At 71.5% G+C, this 18,708-nt stretch carries 19 protein-coding genes; 6 read left to right on the top strand and 13 right to left on the bottom strand.

The genetic code is table 11. The features are described from left to right. Positions 1–11: 11 nt before the first annotated feature. Genes pcaC through A6A25_RS38930 form a run of 7 tightly spaced genes read right to left on the bottom strand, consistent with a single transcriptional unit; the run spans position 12 to position 5,369 of the window. A complete protein-coding gene (gene pcaC / locus A6A25_RS38960) occupies positions 12–380 on the bottom strand; it encodes a 4-carboxymuconolactone decarboxylase (RefSeq protein WP_274534388.1) in 369 nt (122 codons plus the stop codon). After that, on the bottom strand, positions 377–1,126 hold the full coding sequence (gene pcaD / locus A6A25_RS38955; RefSeq protein WP_073899114.1) for a 3-oxoadipate enol-lactonase: 750 nt from the start codon (positions 1,124–1,126) through the stop codon (positions 377–379). The genes pcaC and pcaD overlap by 4 nt, the downstream gene beginning before the upstream one ends. Beyond that, positions 1,123–2,496 (bottom strand): 3-carboxy-cis,cis-muconate cycloisomerase, encoded by a 1,374-nt coding sequence (gene pcaB / locus A6A25_RS38950; RefSeq protein WP_198933020.1) that lies wholly within the window; start codon positions 2,494–2,496, stop codon positions 1,123–1,125. The genes pcaD and pcaB overlap by 4 nt, the downstream gene beginning before the upstream one ends. Next, complete coding sequence (gene pcaG / locus A6A25_RS38945; RefSeq protein WP_073899112.1) at positions 2,471–3,094, bottom strand: protocatechuate 3,4-dioxygenase subunit alpha; 624 nt, start codon at positions 3,092–3,094, stop codon at positions 2,471–2,473. Before pcaG ends, pcaB begins: the two co-directional genes overlap by 26 nt. Further along, positions 3,087–3,794, bottom strand: coding sequence for a protocatechuate 3,4-dioxygenase subunit beta (gene pcaH, locus A6A25_RS38940; protein WP_073899110.1), 708 nt, complete (start codon positions 3,792–3,794; stop codon positions 3,087–3,089). The genes pcaG and pcaH overlap by 8 nt, the downstream gene beginning before the upstream one ends. 37 nt (positions 3,795–3,831) lie before the next feature. Next, on the bottom strand, positions 3,832–4,554 hold the full coding sequence (locus A6A25_RS38935) for a CoA-transferase subunit beta (RefSeq protein WP_073899364.1): 723 nt from the start codon (positions 4,552–4,554) through the stop codon (positions 3,832–3,834). Between the two features lie 17 nt (positions 4,555–4,571). Further along, entirely contained in the window at positions 4,572–5,369 is a 798-nt protein-coding gene (locus tag A6A25_RS38930; protein WP_073899108.1) for a CoA transferase subunit A, read from the bottom strand. A 325-nt stretch (positions 5,370–5,694) separates the two neighbouring features. On the opposite strand from A6A25_RS38930, the gene A6A25_RS38925 reads away from it, so the two are divergent. Then, positions 5,695–6,060 (top strand): hypothetical protein, encoded by a 366-nt coding sequence (locus A6A25_RS38925; RefSeq protein ID WP_073899106.1) that lies wholly within the window; start codon positions 5,695–5,697, stop codon positions 6,058–6,060. Here the strand turns inward: A6A25_RS38925 and A6A25_RS38920 are convergent. After that, on the bottom strand, positions 6,042–6,722 hold the full coding sequence (locus A6A25_RS38920; RefSeq protein WP_073899104.1) for a maleylpyruvate isomerase family mycothiol-dependent enzyme: 681 nt from the start codon (positions 6,720–6,722) through the stop codon (positions 6,042–6,044). The genes A6A25_RS38925 and A6A25_RS38920 overlap by 19 nt on opposite strands. Before the next feature lie 103 nt (positions 6,723–6,825). Between A6A25_RS38920 and A6A25_RS38915 the strand changes: the two genes are divergently transcribed. Next, entirely contained in the window at positions 6,826–7,659 is an 834-nt protein-coding gene (locus tag A6A25_RS38915) for a septum formation family protein (protein ID WP_158073900.1), read from the top strand. On the opposite strand, the gene A6A25_RS38910 is transcribed toward A6A25_RS38915, so the two are convergent. Further along, positions 7,656–9,056 (bottom strand): PP2C family protein-serine/threonine phosphatase, encoded by a 1,401-nt coding sequence (locus tag A6A25_RS38910; RefSeq protein WP_073899100.1) that lies wholly within the window; start codon positions 9,054–9,056, stop codon positions 7,656–7,658. The genes A6A25_RS38915 and A6A25_RS38910 overlap by 4 nt on opposite strands. A 95-nt stretch (positions 9,057–9,151) precedes the next feature. Between A6A25_RS38910 and A6A25_RS38905 the strand changes: the two genes are divergently transcribed. Continuing rightward, a complete protein-coding gene (locus A6A25_RS38905; protein WP_143193701.1) occupies positions 9,152–13,612 on the top strand; it encodes a hybrid sensor histidine kinase/response regulator in 4,461 nt (1,486 codons plus the stop codon). A 194-nt stretch (positions 13,613–13,806) separates the two neighbouring features. On the opposite strand, the gene A6A25_RS38900 is transcribed toward A6A25_RS38905, so the two are convergent. Beyond that, entirely contained in the window at positions 13,807–14,412 is a 606-nt protein-coding gene (locus A6A25_RS38900) for an aminoglycoside phosphotransferase family protein (protein WP_274534391.1), read from the bottom strand. Between the two features lie 147 nt (positions 14,413–14,559). After that, a complete protein-coding gene (locus A6A25_RS38895; protein WP_073899096.1) occupies positions 14,560–14,883 on the bottom strand; it encodes an STAS domain-containing protein in 324 nt (107 codons plus the stop codon). Between the two features lie 132 nt (positions 14,884–15,015). Here A6A25_RS38895 and A6A25_RS38890 point away from each other — a divergent pair, with 132 nt between their 5' ends. Together A6A25_RS38890 and A6A25_RS38885 are read left to right on the top strand one after the other, a co-directional pair. After that, positions 15,016–15,402 (top strand): ATP-binding protein, encoded by a 387-nt coding sequence (locus tag A6A25_RS38890; RefSeq protein WP_073899094.1) that lies wholly within the window; start codon positions 15,016–15,018, stop codon positions 15,400–15,402. Positions 15,403–15,562: 160 nt separating this feature from the next. Then, on the top strand, positions 15,563–15,799 hold the full coding sequence (locus tag A6A25_RS38885; RefSeq protein WP_073899092.1) for a hypothetical protein: 237 nt from the start codon (positions 15,563–15,565) through the stop codon (positions 15,797–15,799). A 54-nt stretch (positions 15,800–15,853) separates the two neighbouring features. On the opposite strand, the gene A6A25_RS38880 is transcribed toward A6A25_RS38885, so the two are convergent. Together A6A25_RS38880 and A6A25_RS38875 are read right to left on the bottom strand one after the other, a co-directional pair. Next, positions 15,854–16,054, bottom strand: coding sequence for an antitoxin (locus A6A25_RS38880; RefSeq protein WP_073899090.1), 201 nt, complete (start codon positions 16,052–16,054; stop codon positions 15,854–15,856). A 93-nt stretch (positions 16,055–16,147) separates the two neighbouring features. Next, the gene (locus tag A6A25_RS38875) at positions 16,148–17,410 is read right to left on the bottom strand and encodes an MFS transporter (RefSeq protein ID WP_073899088.1); all 1,263 of its coding nucleotides are present in this window, start codon (positions 17,408–17,410) and stop codon (positions 16,148–16,150) included. A 243-nt stretch (positions 17,411–17,653) separates the two neighbouring features. Here A6A25_RS38875 and A6A25_RS38870 point away from each other — a divergent pair, with 243 nt between their 5' ends. Then, positions 17,654–18,664, top strand: coding sequence for a diiron oxygenase (locus tag A6A25_RS38870; RefSeq protein WP_073899086.1), 1,011 nt, complete (start codon positions 17,654–17,656; stop codon positions 18,662–18,664). Positions 18,665–18,708 lie beyond the last annotated feature (44 nt).

Below are 18,708 nucleotides of genomic sequence, written 5' to 3'. Positions count from 1 at the left end.
CACCGCAGTGGTCAGCCCGAGGCCAGGATCGGTTGGGCCACGGCGAAAGCGCGGTTCGCGGCGGGCAGGCCCGCGTAGATTCCCACCTGCAGCAGCACTTCCTTGATCTCGTCCGCCGTCACGCCGTTGCGCAGCGCCGCGCGCACGTGCATCGCCAACTCGTGCTCCTGCCCGAGAGCGGCCAGCATCGCCAGCGTGATGCAGGACCGCACCCGCCGGTCGAGCCCTGGCCGGTTCCACACCTCGCCCCACGCGTACCGGGTGATGAAGTCCTGGAAGTCGGCGGTGAACGCGTCGGTGTCGGCGACCGCGCGGTCGACGTGCTCGTCGCCCAGCACCTCCCGCCGCACGCGCATCCCGTTCTCGAAGGAGGAGCTCACAGGTGCCCCTCCAGGATCGCCGACACCTCGTCGGCCGCCTCCACGTTCGCCAAGTGCGCCCCCGGCACGAGGTGGAACGCGGCACCGGGGATCGAGTCGGCGATGAACCGACCGCACTCCGGCGGCGTGGCCTCGTCGGACGCGCCCGCGATGACCGCCGTCGGCGCCTCGATCACCGGCAGCACGGACCGCAGGTCCATCGCCGCCAACGCCTCGCAGCACCCGGCGTACCCCTCATCGTCCACTGAGGACAGACCAGCCTCGAACGCGGCCACCACCTCGGGCGAACGCGAGCGGAACGCCGGGGTGAACCAGCGGTCGACGGCGGCGGACCCAAGAGACCCGGTGCCGGACGAACGCACGGTCGCCGCACGGTCCAGCCACGGTTGCGCGGTCGGGAAACCGGCCGACGTGCAGCACAGCACCAGCCGCTCGATCCGCTCGGGCGCGTGCCCGGCCAGCCACATGCCGACCATGCCGCCCATCGACACACCGCAGTACGACACGCGGGCCAGGCCCAACGCGTCCAGCAGCTCCAGCACGTCGTCGGCGAGGTCGTCGATCCGGTACGGACCGGGGACCGCGGCACTGCCGCCGTGACCCCGGTGGTCGTAGCGCAACACCCGGAACCGCCGGTGCAGCACGGGCAACTGCCGGTCCCACAACGCGGTCGTGGTGCCGAGCGAGTTGCCCAGGACGACGACCGGCGCGTCCGGCGGCCCGCTCAACTCGTAGTGCGGCTTCACGGCCGGCCCCTCCCCCGGTGCGCCGCGAGGGCGCGGTCGGTGAACTCGCCCGCGCTGCCGGTGTACCCGGCCGGGTCGAGCGCGTCGTCTATCTCCTTGTCCGACAACCCGATCCGCAGGTCGGCCAGCAGCGCCTCGCGCAGCGGCTGCCCGGCCGCCACCGCGGTCCGGCACACCTCGGCCACCAGGTCCTGCGCCTCGGCCCGGCCGATCCGGTCCGCCAGCCGCACGGCCACGTTCTCGGCCATCAGCAGCCCACCGGTCAGGTCCAGGTTGCGCCGCATCCGCTCGGGGTCGACGCGCAGCCGCGACAGCAGCTCACGGGTACCGCGCACGGCACCGCCCACCAGCCGCAACAGCTCGGTGACGGTCTGCCACTCGCTGTGCCACCCGCCCGCCGCGCGTTCGTGCTCCTGCGCCATCGCCGACAGCACCGTGGCCACCAGCCCCGGCACGCGGCGGGTACCCGCGGTCACCAGCACCGCGCGCACCGGGTTGTGCTTGTGCGGCATCGCCGACGACGTGCCGCCGTCACCCTCGGCCACCTCGGCGACCTCGGTCTGCGCGAGCAGCACCACGTCCTGCGCGATCTTGGCCAGCACCCCGGACACCTCACCGAGCGCGCTCGCCAACTCGGCCACCCGCGTCCGGTTCGTGTGCCACGGGATCAGCGGCGCGACCAGGCCGAGCTGGGCGGCCAGCTGCCCGGTCAGGTCACCGCCCGAGCGCACCGCGGCCTGCGTGCCCGCCGCACCGCCGAACTGCACCGCCAGCCGCTGGGTGCGCACGCGGGTCAGCGCGTCCTCGGCCTCGTCCACCGCGACCAGCCAGCCCGCGCACTTGAGCCCGAACGTCGTCGGCAGCGCGTGCTGGGTCAGCGTGCGGCCGGCGATCAGCGTGTCCCGGTGCCGCTCGGCGAGCCGTTCGCACTCGTCGGCCACGCCGCGCAGCCCGGCCAGGATCGGCCCGAGCGCGCGGAACGCGACCAGCGACAACGCCGTGTCCAGCACGTCCTGGCTGGTGGCGCCGTTGTGCACGGCCGCGCGTCCCTCGGCGGTGACGTGGGCCCCGATCGCCCGGACCAGCGGCACGACCGGTGTGCCCGAGGTGAGCGCGCCTTCACCGAGGACCACCGGGTCGTAGTTGCCGACGTCGATGGCCGTGACCACCATCCGGGCGGCCTCCTCGGACACCAGGCCCGCCCTCGCCTGCACGATCGCCAGGGCGCGCTCGAAGTCCAGCATGGCCCGCAGCCACGCCCGGTCGCACGTCTCGTCGTCCACGTCCGGGTCTGTGAACAGCGTGCCCCACAGCGAGCGCGGCGCGCCGGACCGGCCGCCGTGCTCAGAGGTCGAAGAAGACGGTTTCATGCTCCCCTTGCAGGTGGATGTCGAAGCGGTAGCCCGGCGGCTCGCTCCGGGCGATGAGCGTGGCGCGCCTGGCCGGGTCGATCGAGGTGAGCACCGGGTCCTCGGCGTTGGCCTCCTCGTCGGGGAAGTAGATCCGGGTGACCAGCCGCACCAGCATGCCCCGGCAGAACACCGACACGTTCAGGTGGGGTGCCTCCGTGCCGTTCCCGCTGTTCGCGCTGTCCCCGCCGCCGTCCCCAGCCCCACGGCCTCCGACCGCGGGCAGCGGACCGGGCTTGACGGTCAGCAGCGAGTACCGGCCCTCGGGGTCCGTGGCGCTGCGGCCGAAGCCGCGGAAATCCTTCCACCGCACCGCACCGCGCGGGTCGTCGGGGTGGTCGAACCGGCCTTCGGGGTCGGCCTGCCACGTCTCGATCACCGCGTCGGGCACCGGCACGCCCGCGCCGTCGTACACCGTGCCGCCGATCCGGAACGCGCCGGGCGTGCCCTCGGGCACCACGAACGGCCCGTCTTCCCACACGATCCCGAACGAGAAGAAGGGACCGACTGTCTGCGACGGCGTCGTCTGGAGCTCACCCGTCGTCGGGAGTTCACTCATCGTCGTCCTCCTTTTCCAGCGGCGTGGGGTTCTTGCCCCGCAGCACGATGTCCCACTGGTAGCCCAACGCCCACTCGGGCACGGTCGTGCCCAGGTCGAACCGGGCCACCATCGCCGCGCGGGCCTTCGGGTCGCGGACCGAGTTGAAGATCGGGTCCTGATCGAACAGCGGGTCGCCCGGGAAGTACATCTGGGTGATCAACCGCTGGGTGAACGCGGTGCCGAACAGCGAGAAGTGGATGTGCGCGGGCCGCCAGGCGTTGTCGTGGTTGCGCCACGGGTACGCGCCGGGGTGGATCGTGGTGAACGAGTAGCGGCCCTCGGCATCGGTGATGGTGCGGCCCACGCCGGTGAAGTTGGGGTCCAGCGGCGCGGGGTGGCGGTCGGCGTCGTGCCGGTACCGGCCGCCCGCGTTGGCCTGCCACACCTCCAGCAGGGCGCCCGCGACCGGGCGTCCGTCGCCGTCGACCACGCGCCCGGACACGATGATCCGCTGGCCCTGCGGCTCGCCGTCGTGGCCGAGGGTGAGGTCGCTGTCGTGCGGACCGACGCGGCCCTCGCCGAGCAGCGGCCCGGTGATCTCGCCCAGCCGCTGCGGGAGCAGCACGAACGGCCGGTGCGGCGCCCGAAGCACGTTGGACCGGTACTCGGGGAAGCTCACGGGCGGGTGCGACTGCGTGTCGGAACGGTAGGTCGGCACCGGAGGTCTCCTGTTCGTCGTGCCGAGTCGGAAGTGGCTAGCGGGTCAGCTCGCGCAGGACGGCGAGTTCGCGCTCGGTCGGCGGCTCGCCGCGGCCCAGGTCGTCGGCGACCTTCAGATCCCAGCCGGTGCGCTCGCGCGCGGTCGCCAGGTCCACGCCGGGGTGCAACGCGGTCAGCACCAGCTCACGGGTGTCCGGGTCGGGCCGCAGCACGCCCAGGTCGGTGATCACCAACCGCGGCCCGGCGCCGGTCAGCCCCAGCTCCTCCCGCTCACCCGGCCCGGACCCGAAGCCGAACGAGGTGACGAAGTCGACCCGCTCCACGAACGCCCGCCTGGTCTGCCGCACCACCACGACCACCTCGCGGCACGACGCGGCGATCTCGGGCGCGCCGCCCGCACCGGGCAGCCGCACGCCGGGGTTGCGGTAGTCGCCGCCGATCACGGTGGTGTTGATGTTGCCGAACCGGTCCAGCTGGGCCGCCCCGAGGAAGCCGACATCGATCCGGCCGGGCTGCAACCAGTAGTTGAAGATCTCCGGCACGCCCACCACGCTGACCGCCGTGTCGGCCAGCACGCCGTCGCCGATCGACAGCGGCAGCCGGTCCGGTTTCGCGCCGATCGTGCCGGACTCGTAGACCAGCACGAGGTCGGGCGCGTGCGTGCGGCGGGCGAGGTTGGCCGCGGTGCTGGGCAGCCCGATGCCGACGAAGCACACCGCGCCGTCGCGCAACGCCCGTGCCGCCGCGACCGTCATCATCTCGTCGGACGTGTAGTTCACGCCACGCTCTCCAACCACTGGGTGAACTTGTCCCGGTCCCGGCTGATCGCGTCCCACGCGACGTAGAAGTCGTTGTCGCGCACCGAGTAGTCGTGCGCGTAGGACGGGTGCGCCCCGCCCGGCACCTCGGCGACGTAGTCGACCACCCAGGACGGCAACACCACCGCGCCCGGCCGCGGCTCCAGCTCGTCCACGACCTCCTCGACGGTGACCAGCGAGCGGGTCGCGGCCAGCACCGCCTCCTTCTGCACGCCCGTGATCCCCCACAGCTGCACGTTGCCGTGCCGGTCGGCGCGCTGGGCGTGCACGACGGCGGCGTCCAGCCGCAGCGCGGCCACGGCGGTCAGCACCTCGCCGGTGAACGGGCACGTCACCGCCGCGATGTTGGCCGTCTGGGCGGGCAGGTCGGTGCCGGTGTAGCCGCGCAGCACGGCGAACGGCAGCCCGGACGCCGCCGCGACGTACCGGTTGGCCATGCCCGCGTGGCTGTGCTCCTCCAGCTCCAGCGGCCGCGGCCAGCTGTTCTGCACGGCGTCGCGGAACCGGTGCAGCGAGCCGACACCGGGGTTGCCGCCCCACGAGAACACCAGCTTGCGCGCGCAGCCCGCGCCGATGAGCTGGTCGTACAGCACGTCGGGCGTCATCCGGACCAGGGTCAGGTCCCGCCTGCCCTGCCGGATCACCTCGTGCCCCGCGGCGAACGGGATCAGGTGCGTGAACCCCTCGAAGGCCACGGTGTCACCGTCGCGCACGACCTCCGCGACAGCCTCCGCGAGGGGTGCGATGGCAGCCAATCCGACCTCCCGTTCCGACCGGCCGTGAACCGGCTCTGACGTGCGGCGAACGCTAGGTAGGCCGTCCGGAGGGGGTCAACGGGATCTTCCACTCACCGGAAGCCGTGAACCCCTGCCTTCGGTGTTCGACCGCGGGGACTTCGGTTGCGGGACTTCGGTTGCGGGACTTCGGTTGCGGGACTTCGGTTGCGGGGACTTCGGTTGCGGGGACTTCGGCTGCGCGACCGCTTCACCGCGCTGCCACCATCACCGCGGCCCTCGTGCCGATCGTCGGAACAGGACTGGCCTTGCGCGCGGTCCTGGGGTGGTGAGTAAGTTGCGCACTGTGACGACGCCGGTGGTACGCGTGATCGAGTGGTCGGGCAAGTCGTGGGACGGCCCGTCCGAGACAGCCCTGCACGACCTGCTCACCAACCTGGACCTGACCCACCGAGACCTGGTCGTGGAGCGGCTCGACCTGGAGCCCGCCGGGCAGCACTTCATGCGGGTACACCTGAACGACGACCTCAGCCACCTCGTGGAGTACCGCGACGGGGAACGCCAGTTCCAGGCACAGGTACCCCGCCAGCCCGACGTGATCGGCGTCGGACCGATCGCGGCGGTGCTCGCGGACTGGGCGTTCGGCCGCGAGGACTGGCGCGATGCCCTGCACTGGGTGCCGCTGTCGCTGGATCAGCCCACCAAGTCCTGACGGCTCGCCGGGTACGACGGCCACGGCCCCAGTTCGGGCAGCGGCACGGCGGAGGTGGGAGGTTCGTCGGGCACCCGCCCGACGAGCCAGGCGGCGAGGTCGCGCACCCCGCCGACCACCTCCGTGCCCGTGCCCCACGTCCGCGGCACGTCCGTCGCCCGCAGCGCGACGCCGTCGGGCAACCGCGGCCGCAGCACGCCGATGGTGTGGACCGCGAACTCCGCGCTCCACTCCCCCGGCCGGACGCCGAGGTCCAGGTCGAGCAGGTGGATCCAGACCTCGCGCCACCGGGTGAACACCGGCGCCACGGGATCGGGCGCGCCGACGGGCTCCGACCAGTCCCGGATCCCCGCCCACGCCCGTTCCAGGCGCTCGTTGTGCTCGGCGGTCGCGGCCCGGTGCCCGTCCGCGTCGCGAGACGCGGTGGCCTCGATGATCGCGTCCCGCTCACCGGGCCCCCACATCTCGACCCGCACGCCCCGTGACGCGTGCTCAACCACCCGACTGCGGGCACGGGCCGCGTCGGCGAGGTGTGCCAGCACGTGCCCCCGCGTCCACCCCGGCAGCAGCGACGGCTCCGTGACCTGGTCGTCGGTCAGGTCGGCGATCACGTCGAGCAACCGGCGGTGGGCGTGCGCGACCGCGTCCAGAGGTGGCTTCACGTCACCTGATCCTAGGGATCGGCAGACGTCCGGTGGTGCGGACCGCGGGCAGGTTGCTGCCAACGCGCCACCAGTGCCGGCCACGGGACTTTACGTTGGCCCGGTGGCGGATTCCCTGTGGTGTCGCGGCGTGGCCGGGGTGCTCGCGCTCGTGCTGCTGAGCGCTTGCGGCAGCACCGTCGTCCCCGGCACGCCGAGAGCGTTGTCGTCGGTGGTCACCACGACCTCCACCGAGCCACCGCCGCCGCGGGTGGGCACCTACGCGGCGGGCGACTGCCTGGCCATCGTGGACAACGCCTTCCAGCCGGTCGGCTGCGAGCACGCCCACGAGGCCGAGGTGGTGCTGGCCGACCACCTGCCGCCCGGGTTCCCGGCGGACTTCCCGCCCGTGCCCACCACGGTCTCGCCGACCTGCCGTGACGCGATGGGCACGTACCTGGGCGGTCCGGACGCCGAGGCCACCCGCCTGGAACACCGGGTCCTGTGGCCGACGCGGGAGCAGTGGACCGCCGGCGAGCGGTGGTTCGCGTGCGCACTGCTGGAACGCGGGCCGGACAACAAGGCGGCGCGCCGGACCGGGAGCGTGCGGGGCGCGCTGGCGGACGGTCTCGGCGAGCTGCGCCGGTGCTACGCGGGCGAGCCGCTGGACGAGCCGACCCGGGTCGTGCCCTGCGACCAGCCGCACCGCAGCGAAGCCGTGCCCGGGGTGGTCGAACTGGGCTCCCACACCGACCCCGCACCCGACTACGGGACGATGATGGACCGATCCCTCGACCGCTGCGTCCGTGCGGTCGAGGAGTACCTGGGCGGGTCGCGGCCCGGTGTCACGGCGAGGTCGCTGATGCCGGCGCGGGAGTACTGGTCCTCCGGGGCCACCAAGGCGGTCTGCTACGCCATCACCACCGAACCGGTGACCGGCACCCTCGGAAGTCGCTAAGGCGCCGCTTGGAGCACCAAGAGGGTCAGGTCGTCGTGCTCCGCCGAACCCAGCCAGTCGAACACCACGCGCCGCAGGTGGTCGGACACCGCGTCGGCCGACAGCCCGGTGCAGTCGGCCAGCGCCGCCTTCAGCCGCACGTCGCCGAACAGCTCTTGCCGGTCGTCGTGCTTGCGCGCCTCGGTCAGCCCGTCGCTGTAGAGCAGCAACGTCTCACCCGGCGCGAGCGCGACGGTCGTCTGGTTGAACCGCACCTCCGGCAGCACGCCGACGATCCCGCCGTGCACGGCCACCTCGTCCACCCGCCCGTCGGCACGCAGCACCAGCGGTGCGGGGTGGCCGCCGGCGGCCAGGGTCAACCGCAGCCCACCGGCCTGCACGGGCATCATCGTGCCGACCACGAGCGTGGTGAACAGCCGGCTGCCCGCGGCCCGCAGGGCGGCGTTGAGCAGGTGCAACAACTGCGCGGGCCGCTGCTCGACCACGAGCAGGGTGTGCAGGCTCTGCCGCACCCGGCCGCTGTGCGCCGCCGCTTCCAGCCCGTTGCCCGCCACGTCGCCGAGCACGAACGCCGCGCTGCCGTCCTCACGCGGGTGCACGTCGTAGAAGTCGCCGCCCACCAGCACCCGCCGGTGCGCGGGCTCGTAGACGCCGGCCAGGCGCACCCCCGGCACCTCGGGCAGCGGGGTGGGCAGCAGGTTGGCCCGCAGCGCCTCCACGGTCACCTGCTGCTCGCCGAACCGGGTGCTCACCTCGACCGCCGCCGCGGCCCGTGCCGCGTACCGCTTGAGCAGGTCGACGTGCCACGTGCTGCCGAAGCACACCAGCGCGCCGCCCTCGGTCAGCGGCACGGCCACGCCCACGCCGGACGCGCCCCACGGGCCGTCTCCCAGCTCGGTGAGCACGGCGTGTTCGACCAGCCGTTCCAGCACGGCGGTGAAGCCGGGCGCGGTGCCCGCGACCTGACGTGTGGTGCGCGCCACAGCGACGTCGCCGGCCGGGGTGCGCCGCCACCACTCCAGCCGGCCCCGGATGCCCGGCAGCACGACGACGGTGTGCTCGGCGGGCGCCAACTCGACCACGGCGCGTAGGACCTCCGCACGTTCCGTGATCGACCCCAGGCGGTGCGCGGCCTCGTCGAGGTAGTCGTCCACGCCCCGGAACCAGGCGACCCACCCGCCGCCGAGGTCCTGCCGACGGGCGCCGCGGCCGTCGTCGTCCGGCAGCGCGGAACCCGTCCGCGCCCGCGGGAACAGCACGGATGCGAGAGAGTTGACCAACCGGACGACACCTTCCGGGTCCAGCACGACGACGGCCTCGTGGAAGCCGTCGACCACGCGACGCCACGCGTCGAGGTCGAGGCCCGTGTCGGCGCCTTGCCGGTAGCCCTGGGCCATCACGGCTCCTGTGTGTCGGGTCGACCCAACCTATCGGACAAGTTGCCTCCAACAGTGGCAGGCTTGGCGCAGTTCCGCTGACATCGGAGGCTCGTGTGACGACCGCCCAGGACGACACGGACGTGACCCTGGCCCGACTGCTGACCGCGATGCGGGAGATGAAGGACGGCAACTTCCGCCGTCGCCTCGTCGTTCCCCGCGAAGGCGTGGCCGCCGAGTTGGCCGAGGCGTTCAACGAGATCGCGGAGCGCAACCAGTGGCTGGTCGGCGAGCTGGTGCGGGTGCGCCAGTCGGTCGGCCAGGAGGGCAGGCTGGGCGAGCGGCTGGCACCGAGCACCGCCACCGGTGGCTGGGCGACGGCCGCGGACGCGGTGAACGGGCTGATCGAGGACCTGACCCGGCCGACCGCCGAGCTGAGCCGCGTGCTCGCCGCGGTCGCCGAGGGTGACCTGTCGCAGGAGATCGTGGTCGACGGGCGCGGTGAGGTCGCCACGCTGGTCGAGAGCTTCAACTCGATGACGGCGACGCTGCGCACGTTCGCGGGCGAGGTCACCCGGGTGGCGCGCGAGATCGGCACGGACGGCCGGCTGGGCGGCACGGCGGTCGTGCCCGGGGTGGCCGGCACGTGGAAGGACCTGACCGACTCGGTCAACTTCATGTCCGACAACCTGACCAAGCAGGTGCGTGACATCGCGCAGGTGGCGACGGCGGTGGCCCAGGGCGACCTGTCGCAGAAGATCACCGTGACGGTGGCGGGCGAGATGTTGGAGCTGAAGGACACCGTCAACACGATGGTCGACCAGCTGTCCTCGTTCGCCGACGAAGTCACGCGCGTGGCGCGCGAGGTGGGTACGGACGGGCGGCTGGGTGGTCAGGCGCAGGTGCCCGGGGTGGCCGGGACGTGGCGCGACCTGACCGACAACGTCAACTTCATGGCGAACAACCTGACCTCGCAGGTCCGCAACATCGCGCAGGTGGCGACGGCGGTGGCCCAGGGCGACCTGTCGCAGAAGATCACGGTCGACGCGCGGGGCGAGATCCTGGAGCTGAAGTCGACCATCAACACGATGGTCGACCAGCTGTCCTCGTTCGCCGACGAGGTCACGCGCGTGGCGCGCGAGGTCGGCACCGACGGGCGATTGGGCGGGCAGGCGCAGGTACCGGGCGTCGCCGGCACCTGGCGCGACCTGACCGACTCGGTGAACTTCATGGCAGGCAACCTCACGTCCCAGGTCCGCAACATCGCGCAGGTCACGACGGCGGTGGCCCAAGGCGACCTGTCGCAGAAGATCGACGTGGACGCGCGGGGCGAGATCCTCCAGCTCAAGACGACGATCAACACGATGGTCGACCAGCTGTCGTCGTTCGCGGCCGAGGTCACGCGGGTGGCGCGCGAGGTGGGCAGCGATGGACGGTTGGGTGGTCAGGCCCAGGTGCCGGGGGTGGCGGGGACCTGGCGGGACCTGACCGACTCGGTGAACTTCATGGCAGGCAACCTCACGTCCCAGGTCCGCAACATCGCGCAGGTGGCGACGGCGGTGGCGCGGGGCGACCTGTCGCAGAAGATCACGGTGAACGCGCGGGGCGAGATCCTGGAGTTGAAGGACACCATCAACACGATGGTCGACCAGCTGTCCTCGTTCGCCGACGAAGTCACGCGCGTGGCGCGCGAGGTCGGCACCGACGGGCGGCTGGGTGGTCAGGCGCAAGTGCCGGGGGTGGCGGGGACTTGGCGGGATTTGACTGATTCCGTCAACTTCATGGCCAACAACCTGACGGCCCAGGTGCGGTCGATCGCGCAGGTCACGACGGCGGTGGCGGGTGGTGACCTGTCGCAGAAGATCACGGTCGACGCACGCGGGGAGATCCTGGAGCTGAAGTCGACCATCAACACGATGGTCGACCAGCTGTCCTCGTTCGCCGACGAAGTGACGCGCGTGGCGCGCGAGGTCGGCACCGACGGGCGGCTGGGTGGTCAGGCGCGCGTGCCCGGGGTGGCCGGGACGTGGAAGGACCTCACGGACAACGTCAACGTGATGGCCGACAACCTGTCCACGCAGGTCAGGTCGATCGCGGCGGTGGCGACGGCGGTCGCGGGCGGTGACCTGTCCAAGAAGATCGCGGTCGAGGCCAAGGGCGAGGTCGCGGCGCTGGCCGACACCATCAACGGCATGGTGGACACGCTGCGCGCGTTCGCCGACGAGGTCACCCGCGTGTCCCGCGAGGTCGGCACGGAGGGCATCCTCGGTGGTCAGGCCCGCGTGCCGAACGTGGCGGGCACCTGGAAGGACCTCACCGAGAACGTCAACTTCATGGCGAACAACCTCACGTCGCAGGTCCGCAACATCGCCCAGGTGACCACGGCGGTGGCTTTGGGCGACCTGTCGAAGAAGATCGACGTCGACGCGCGCGGCGAGATCCTGGAGCTGAAGACCACGATCAACACGATGGTCGACCAGCTGTCGTCCTTCGCCCAGGAGGTCACGCGCGTCGCGCGGGAGGTCGGCACCGAGGGCAAGCTCGGCGGCCAGGCCGAGGTGGAAGGCGTCTCGGGCACCTGGAAGCGGCTGACCGAGAACGTGAACGAGCTGGCCGGGAACCTGACCCGGCAGGTGCGCGCGATCGCCGTGGTGGCGACGGCGGTGACGGCGGGCGACCTGACCCGGCAGATCACCGTGGAGGCGTCCGGCGAGGTCGCCGAGCTCAAGGACAACATCAACCGGATGATCGGCAACCTGAGGGCGTCCACCCGCGCCAACCAGGAGCAGGACTGGTTGAAGACGAACCTGGCCAGGCTGTCCGGCCAGATGCAGGGGCACCGCGACCTCAACGCCATGGCGTCGCTGGTGATCAGCGAGCTGACGCCGCTGGTGTCGGCGCAGCACGGCGCGTTCTTCCTGGTGGACCCCGAGTCCAACGCCCTGGACCTGACCGCGTCCTACGGGTACGCGCCGCGCGGCGGGCGGCCCACCCGGTTCATGCGCGGCGAGTCGTTGATCGGGCAGGTCGCGGTGGAGAAGAAGACGCTGCTGGTCACCGACGTGCCGCCGGGGTACATCGAGATCGGCTCGGGGCTCGGGTCGGCGCCGCCCGCGAACCTGGTGATCCTGCCGATCGTCTTCCAGGGCGAGATCCTCGGCGTGATCGAGCTGGGGTCGTTCGGCGAGTTCACCGAGGTGCACCTGGACCTGCTGGACCAGCTGAAGGAGAACATCGGCGTCAACCTGAACACGATGCTGGCCAACGCGCGGACGGACAGCCTGCTGGTGGAGTCGCAGCGGCTGACCGAGGAGCTGCGGGCCGGTTCGGTGGAGCTGGAGGCACGGGCGCGGCAGCTGTCGTCGGCGTCGAAGTACAAGTCGGAGTTCATGGCGAACATGTCGCACGAGCTGCGCACGCCGTTGAACAGCCTGCTGATCCTGGCGAAGCTGCTGGCCGACAACCTGGACGGCAACCTCAACCCGAAGCAGGTGGAGTTCGCCAAGACGATCCACTCGTCGGGCACGGACCTGCTGCAGCTGATCGACGACATCCTGGACCTGACGAAGGTCGAGGCCGGGCACATGCAGGTGCAGACGGACCCGGTGCACGTGTCGGACGTGGTCGCGTACGTGGAGGCGATGACCACGCCGCTGGCCGCGGAGAAGGGGCTGGCGTTCGAGGTCGTGGTGGAGCCGGACGTGCCGTCCACCCTGCACACCGACGAGCACCGGTTGCAGCAGATCCTGCGCAACCTGCTGTCGAACGCGGTCAAGTTCACCCACGACGGCGAGATCAAGCTGCGGATCCGGGTGGTCGAGGGCTCGGTCGCGTTCGACGTGCAGGACACCGGGATCGGCATCCCGTCCGACAAGCTGTCGGTGATCTTCGAGGCGTTCCAGCAGGCGGACGGCACGACGTCGCGGAAGTACGGCGGGACGGGGCTGGGGCTGTCGATCAGCCGTGAGCTGGCGGCGTTGCTGGACGGCCGGTTGGACGTGCGTTCCGAGCCGGGCATCGGTTCGACGTTCACGCTGTACCTGCCGCTGGGCGAGCAAGGACTCGTCCCGCCGGTCGTGGTGGAGCCGGAGGCCGTGCCCGAGCTGCTGACGCTGTCGGACGAGTCGGCGCTGTCGGACGAGTCGGCGCAGTCGGTGGTGGCGCCGTCCGACCTGCCGCCGGCGCCGATGCGGTTCCACGGCGAGAAGGTGCTGATCGTCGACGACGACCTGCGCAACGTGTTCGCGTTGACCAGCGTGTTGGAGCTGCACGGGCTGCAGGTGATCTACGCGGACAACGGGATCACCGGTGTGCGGGCGTTGGAGCAGTACGACGACGTGACGCTGGTGTTGATGGACATCATGATGCCGGAGCTGGACGGCAACGCGACCATGGCGGCGATTCGGGCTATGTCGCGTTATGCGGACTTGCCGGTGATCGCGGTGACGGCGAAGGCGATGAAGGGTGATCGGGAGAAGTCGCTGGCTTCGGGGGCGACGGATTACGTGACCAAGCCGGTGGACACCGAGCACCTGCTCCGCCTGATCGCCTTCTACCTGGGCGTCGAACAGGACTAAACCCCGCGTGTCCTACATTCACGTCGCGCGTGTCCTACGTCCAGGACCCCCGAGTTGAACGCTCAGAACGCGAGAGTCCAACGTTCGGGGCGCGAGAGTCCAACGTTCGGGGCGCGAGAGTCCTACGTTGGGGATAGGTGAGTTCAACGTTCAGGGCGCCTGAGTTCTGCGTTCAGGTCTGCCGAGTTCTGCCTTCAGGTCAGGGCGGTGATCAGGCGGTGGCAGCGGAGGGGGTCTTCGGTCAGGCCGGCGGCCAGGCCCCACAGCCAGTAGTCGACGGCGCGGAAGACGGCCCAGTCGCGGGCGTGGGTGAGGGGGATGGTCGAGGATTCGGCGAAGATGGCCAGGTGGGCCGCGATGGCGGTGGGGGTTCGCATTTCGTCGAGTCTGGTCCAGAGGGTTCTGGCCAGGTCGTAGGCGATGTCGCCGCGCAGCAGGATCGGGTCGACGGTCAGCCAGGGTTCGCGGTGGCCGCGCAGCACCTGGGCCGAGTGCAGGTCGCCGTTGACGGCGAGCGTGGACGTGGTGGTGACCAAGGTCTCCACGGCCTCCTCCCCCGCACGGAGGAAGACGCGGTCGAAGGGGTGGGCTTGGTGTAGCCAGTCGGCTTCCAGGGTGGCCGCCCGGGCGCGGGCGAGGTCGGCCGTGGAACGGGCGGTCGGTGGGGCGGGTACGGCCAGTCGTCGGGCCATCACGCCCAGTACCGCCATGGCTTCTTCCGACGGCAGGTCGAGGGCGCTGTGGTGCATGTCCAGGCGTTCGAGCAGCATGGCGCCGGCGGCGGGGTCGGCATCGACCAGGTGGGATCACCAGGGCGTGCGAGCCGTGCGTCGCCGGGCCGTCCGGGCGGAGGTGCCAGGTTGCCAACTGGTGCTCGATGGCGGCGGGCAGGGTGGCCAGCCAGCCCGGGTCACGCGGTATGGGTGAGTTGCGGAAGGTCTCCGGGATCACGTCGTGGCGGACTCGACGGTGTCGTGGATGTGCATGACCTCGGTCAACTCGGTCAGCCGGAACAGCTTGTGCACGGACGGCTGCATGGACGCCATCCGGAACTGCCCACCCTCGCCGTCCAGTCTGCGGTGCCAGTCGAGCATCAGGGACAGGCCCGTGGTGTCCATGAACGGCACACCGCTCAGGTCCACCACCACGTGGGCGCCCACGCTCTCTTCGAGGCGGTCGGACAGCACGGGGACGGTGTCCGCGTCCAGCTCGCCCGACACCGCGACGACCGTCCAGTCGCCCCGGACCTCACTGCGCACCTGCAACTCCATGAGGCCCGAGCCTAGCCACCGGACGGCCCGGATGCCGAGACCGAGTCACCTCGAGGTTCCGCCGGACGCCGCTCGGTGCCACGACCGGAGGATGTGCGACGATGCGGTAACGGCCGATCAACGGGAGCGGATGTGCGCAACGAGCCAGCGGCGCCGGTGGCCGTGACGCTGCCCGCCTCAGCGGGCTCATCGGCGCGTGCCCGACAGGTGGTGGCGGACGCGGCGGAGGCGTGGGGCCTGTCGGCCGACGCCGCCGACGACGCCGCCCTGGTGGTGACCGAACTGGTGTCCAACGCCGTGGACCACGCGACCGGCCCGGTGGGGCTGACCGTCTCGCGGACGGAGTCCGGCCTGCGGATCGAGGTGGCCGACCAGTCGTCCACGCCACCCCAGCCCAGACCGGTGCAGGTCGATTCGGCACGGGGGCGCGGGTTGATCATCGTGGCGGCCCTGAGCCGGGCCTGGGGCTCCGACCCGACCGCCGACGGCAAGGTCGTGTGGGCCGAGCTCGACAGCTGAGCGCGCCCCGACCGGGCAGGGACCGGCCGAGGCGCGCCGTTCCACTTTCGGGTGACGGCCGGTCGGGAACAATCCGGGATTCGATCCGTAGCGGTACGGCACTTGCGTTCAGGCGGGGCAAAACGGGTATCCCGGGAGCGCCGACTAACGAGGAGGTCATGTGTCCACCACGACGGAAACCGGTCAGGTGACCGGAACGCAGGACAAGGACTACAACATCATCTGGTTCGTCGAAGCGTGCCTGAGCAACGCGCTGCGGCTGGAGGCCTACATCGCCGACGCCGAACGGGCGGGCGACCGCGAGCTGGCGGACTTCTTCCGCCGCGCGCAGGGCGAGAGCCGCAAGGGCGCCGAGCAGGGCAAGGAGCTGCTCGCGTCGCGCCTGGGCAGGTCGTAGCACGCGCGGAAGGGCCGCCCTCGTCGGAGGGCGGCCCTTGGTCGCTGTGGCGCTCTACTGCCCTTCGCGGAATCGGTCCAGACCCTCCTTGGCCTTGTCCGTCCCGGTCTGGATGTGCTCGGAGTGCTGACCACCGGTCCGCTCGTCGGCGAACTGGCCGGCCCTGTCGATGCCCTGGTCCGCCTTGTCGCCGTGCTGGCCGAGAGCGTCCTTGGCCTTGTCCTTCAGCTCGTCGAACTTGTCGCCAATGCCCATCTGCGCTCGAACCTCCTCCGGGTGTCCCCCGTGGACACTCCAAGGAGTGGGCTACCCGTGGCGCGGCGCGCTTGATGCGTGCCGGCCGACAACTCACCCGGACGAGTTAGGTCGATCGTCAACGAGGTCGCGCAGGCCCCTGACCCGGCTCGAGATGAGGACCACCGGCATCACGCACACCACGGCGCACGACAGCCACAGCGCGGTGTGGTTGCCGACCAGGGTCGCCACGCCGCCGGCGGCCAGGGAACCGACCGGAAACGCACTCCACGAGACAAAACGGACAGTCGCGAGCACGCGCGGCAGGAGGTCGGGCGGCGTCACGGTCTGGCGGTGCGTCCGCCACAGCACGCTCAGCAGCACCACGGCTCCCGCGAACAGCCCGTTACCCACGAGGAACAGCGCCACCCGCCAACCACCGGCCGCCAACGGCATCAGCAGCACGGTCACCGCACCGAACAGGGCGACGATCACCGTGGTCCGCGCGCTGCCCCACCACCGGGCCGTCACGGGGGCCAGCGCCGCACCGGCCAGGCTGCCCGCGCCCTCGGCGGCGAGGGCGAAGCCGACCCACTCGGGACCGAACCCCAGCGTGTTCACCAGGTACGGCGCGGTGAGCGCGAGGATGCCGCCCGCGCCGAGGTTGACGATCGTGGCGGCGAGGACCGAGGGCCGCATCACCGGATGACCCGCCACGTAACGCAGGCCGACGGCGATCATCCGCCAGAGCGAGCCGCGGCCGTCGTCCGGACGTGGCCGCGGCGGCGGTGAGGGCAGGCCGGTCAGCAGGATCGCCGAGACCAGGTAGCTGACGACGTCGACCACGACGGCGGTCACCGCGCCGACGGCCTGGATCAGGAGTCCACCCGCGGCCGGCCCGCCGAGCTGCGTCGCCGCGATCGAGCTGGACGTGACGCTGTTGCGGGCGGTCAGCTCGGCTTCGGGCACGATCGACGGCAGGAACGACGCGTTGGCGATGTCGAAGAACACGCCCGCGAACCCGACCGCGGCCGACACCAGCACCACGTGCGTCAACGTCAGCACGTCCAACAGGGCGGCGATCGGGACGGACGCCAGCACCGCCGCCCGGACCAGGTCCATCACGATCTGCGTCTGCCGCAACGGGAAGCGCTCGACCACCACACCGGCGGGCAGGCCGATCAACGCCCACGCGGCGAACCGGGCCGCCACGACGAGGCTCACCTCGAACGTGGACGCGCCCAGCGCGGTGACCGCGACGACCGGCAACGCGACGGTGGTGACCGCGTCACCCGCCGAGCTGACGGTCAGCGCGCTCCACCAACGCCAGAACCGGCGGGACGCCTCCCGCTTCCCCTCCGGCTCGTGCACGCGCATACCGTCGGACCATAGACCCTACGGCGGCGGAATCTTCAATGCATTGCGAATCAATCCGTGACACGCGGTGTGGAATACCGAAGTGCCCCAACGCAGTCGACCGAAGTCGTCGCCCGGGACGGGTTCGTGTGGCACCGTGAGCCGGCGGGCGCTTGGGGACGCCTCGCCGACAGGGGGATCGCATGAACAGTGCTTTGAGGACTTCCCGTCACATCACCGCCTCCGCCGCGCCGAGAACCTGACATGTGCGGCTCGGTCGGCATGTTCCTCGGCTGCACGGCGTTGAGCACGTGCCCGCTGGCCGAGTTGCTGCGGCGCGACGACGGAGAAGCCGCCGCGGACTACCGATCCCCGTTCGACCGGTGGGATGACCGGGCTTCCGCGCGCCGCACGCCGCGCCGGTTCGTCGCGACCGGGGAAGGGCAGTACTTCCCGAGCGAACTGATCGCGGTGGCCGAGCACCCGCTGGTGCGGGCGTTGCCGCCGGACGACTTCACGACCGTCCAATTGCGACACTTGCACCGGTACCTGCGCTTCACCGTCGAGTTGGAGACGAAGTACGTCAACCCGGTGGTCCTGGCGCTCGCGTCGCACGGGTACGGGCTGGACCTGCCGCCGCCGATGCGGCTGGACGCGATGCGCGTCTACACCGACGAGGCCTACCACGCCCTGGTGGCGACCGACCTGCTGATGCAGTCCGAGGCGCGGTCGGGGGTGCCGGAACGCCGTGAGCCGCCGGGTTTCGCGGTCGCGTTCGCGGAGTTGGTCGCGGCGGCCGATCCGCGCCGGACCGCGTTGCTGGAGCTGGTGTTCGTCGGTGTCTCCGAAACGCTGATCACCGGCACGCTGTCGCAGTTGCCGCGGGCCCGTGGGGCACCGCCCGGCCTGCGGGACGCGGTGCGGGACCACGCGTCGGACGAGGCCAGGCACCACCGGTACTTCTCCGCCGTGCTGGCCGAGGTGTGGTCGGCGCTGTCGACCGACGAGCGCGTCGAGGTGGGCGCGCTGGTGCCGACGCTGATCGACATCTTCCTGCGCCCCGACCTGAACCCCGTCGTGCGGGACCTGGTCGAGGCCGGGCTGACCGAGGACGACGCCGCGCTCGTCGTGGCCGAGACCATGGGTGACGACCGGGTGGCGGCGCAGCGGGCACGGGTCGCGGAGTCCGCCGTGCGGGCGTTCGAGGCCGCCGGAGCGCTGGCCGACACCCGCGTGCGGCACGCGTTCGAGGACGCGGGCCTGCACGCCGCCTGAACCACGGGCGGCCGAGAACCGCCGGCCGCGTGCACGACGGCCGG

The organism is Saccharothrix sp. CB00851, assembly GCF_001905065.1.
In the GTDB taxonomy this organism is placed as follows: Bacteria; Actinomycetota; Actinomycetes; order Mycobacteriales; family Pseudonocardiaceae; genus Actinosynnema.
This window is presented reverse-complemented; position numbering and strand designations above follow the sequence as displayed.

Bases quoted from the DNA above. Each gene is read 5' to 3' on its own strand.
- A6A25_RS38875 (WP_073899088.1), bottom strand. From the start codon at position 17,410: ATGCGCGTGCACGAGCCGGAGGGGAAGCGGGAGGCGTCCCGCCGGTTC.
- A6A25_RS38870 (WP_073899086.1), top strand. From the start codon at position 17,654: ATGTGCGGCTCGGTCGGCATGTTCCTCGGCTGCACGGCGTTGAGCACG.
- A6A25_RS38880 (WP_073899090.1), bottom strand. From the start codon at position 16,054: ATGGGCATTGGCGACAAGTTCGACGAGCTGAAGGACAAGGCCAAGGAC.
- pcaG (WP_073899112.1), bottom strand. From the start codon at position 3,094: ATGAGTGAACTCCCGACGACGGGTGAGCTCCAGACGACGCCGTCGCAG.
- A6A25_RS38935 (WP_073899364.1), bottom strand. From the start codon at position 4,554: ATGATGACGGTCGCGGCGGCACGGGCGTTGCGCGACGGCGCGGTGTGC.
- A6A25_RS38895 (WP_073899096.1), bottom strand. From the start codon at position 14,883: ATGGAGTTGCAGGTGCGCAGTGAGGTCCGGGGCGACTGGACGGTCGTC.
- A6A25_RS38910 (WP_073899100.1), bottom strand. From the start codon at position 9,056: ATGGCCCAGGGCTACCGGCAAGGCGCCGACACGGGCCTCGACCTCGAC.
- pcaB (WP_198933020.1), bottom strand. From the start codon at position 2,496: ATGAAACCGTCTTCTTCGACCTCTGAGCACGGCGGCCGGTCCGGCGCG.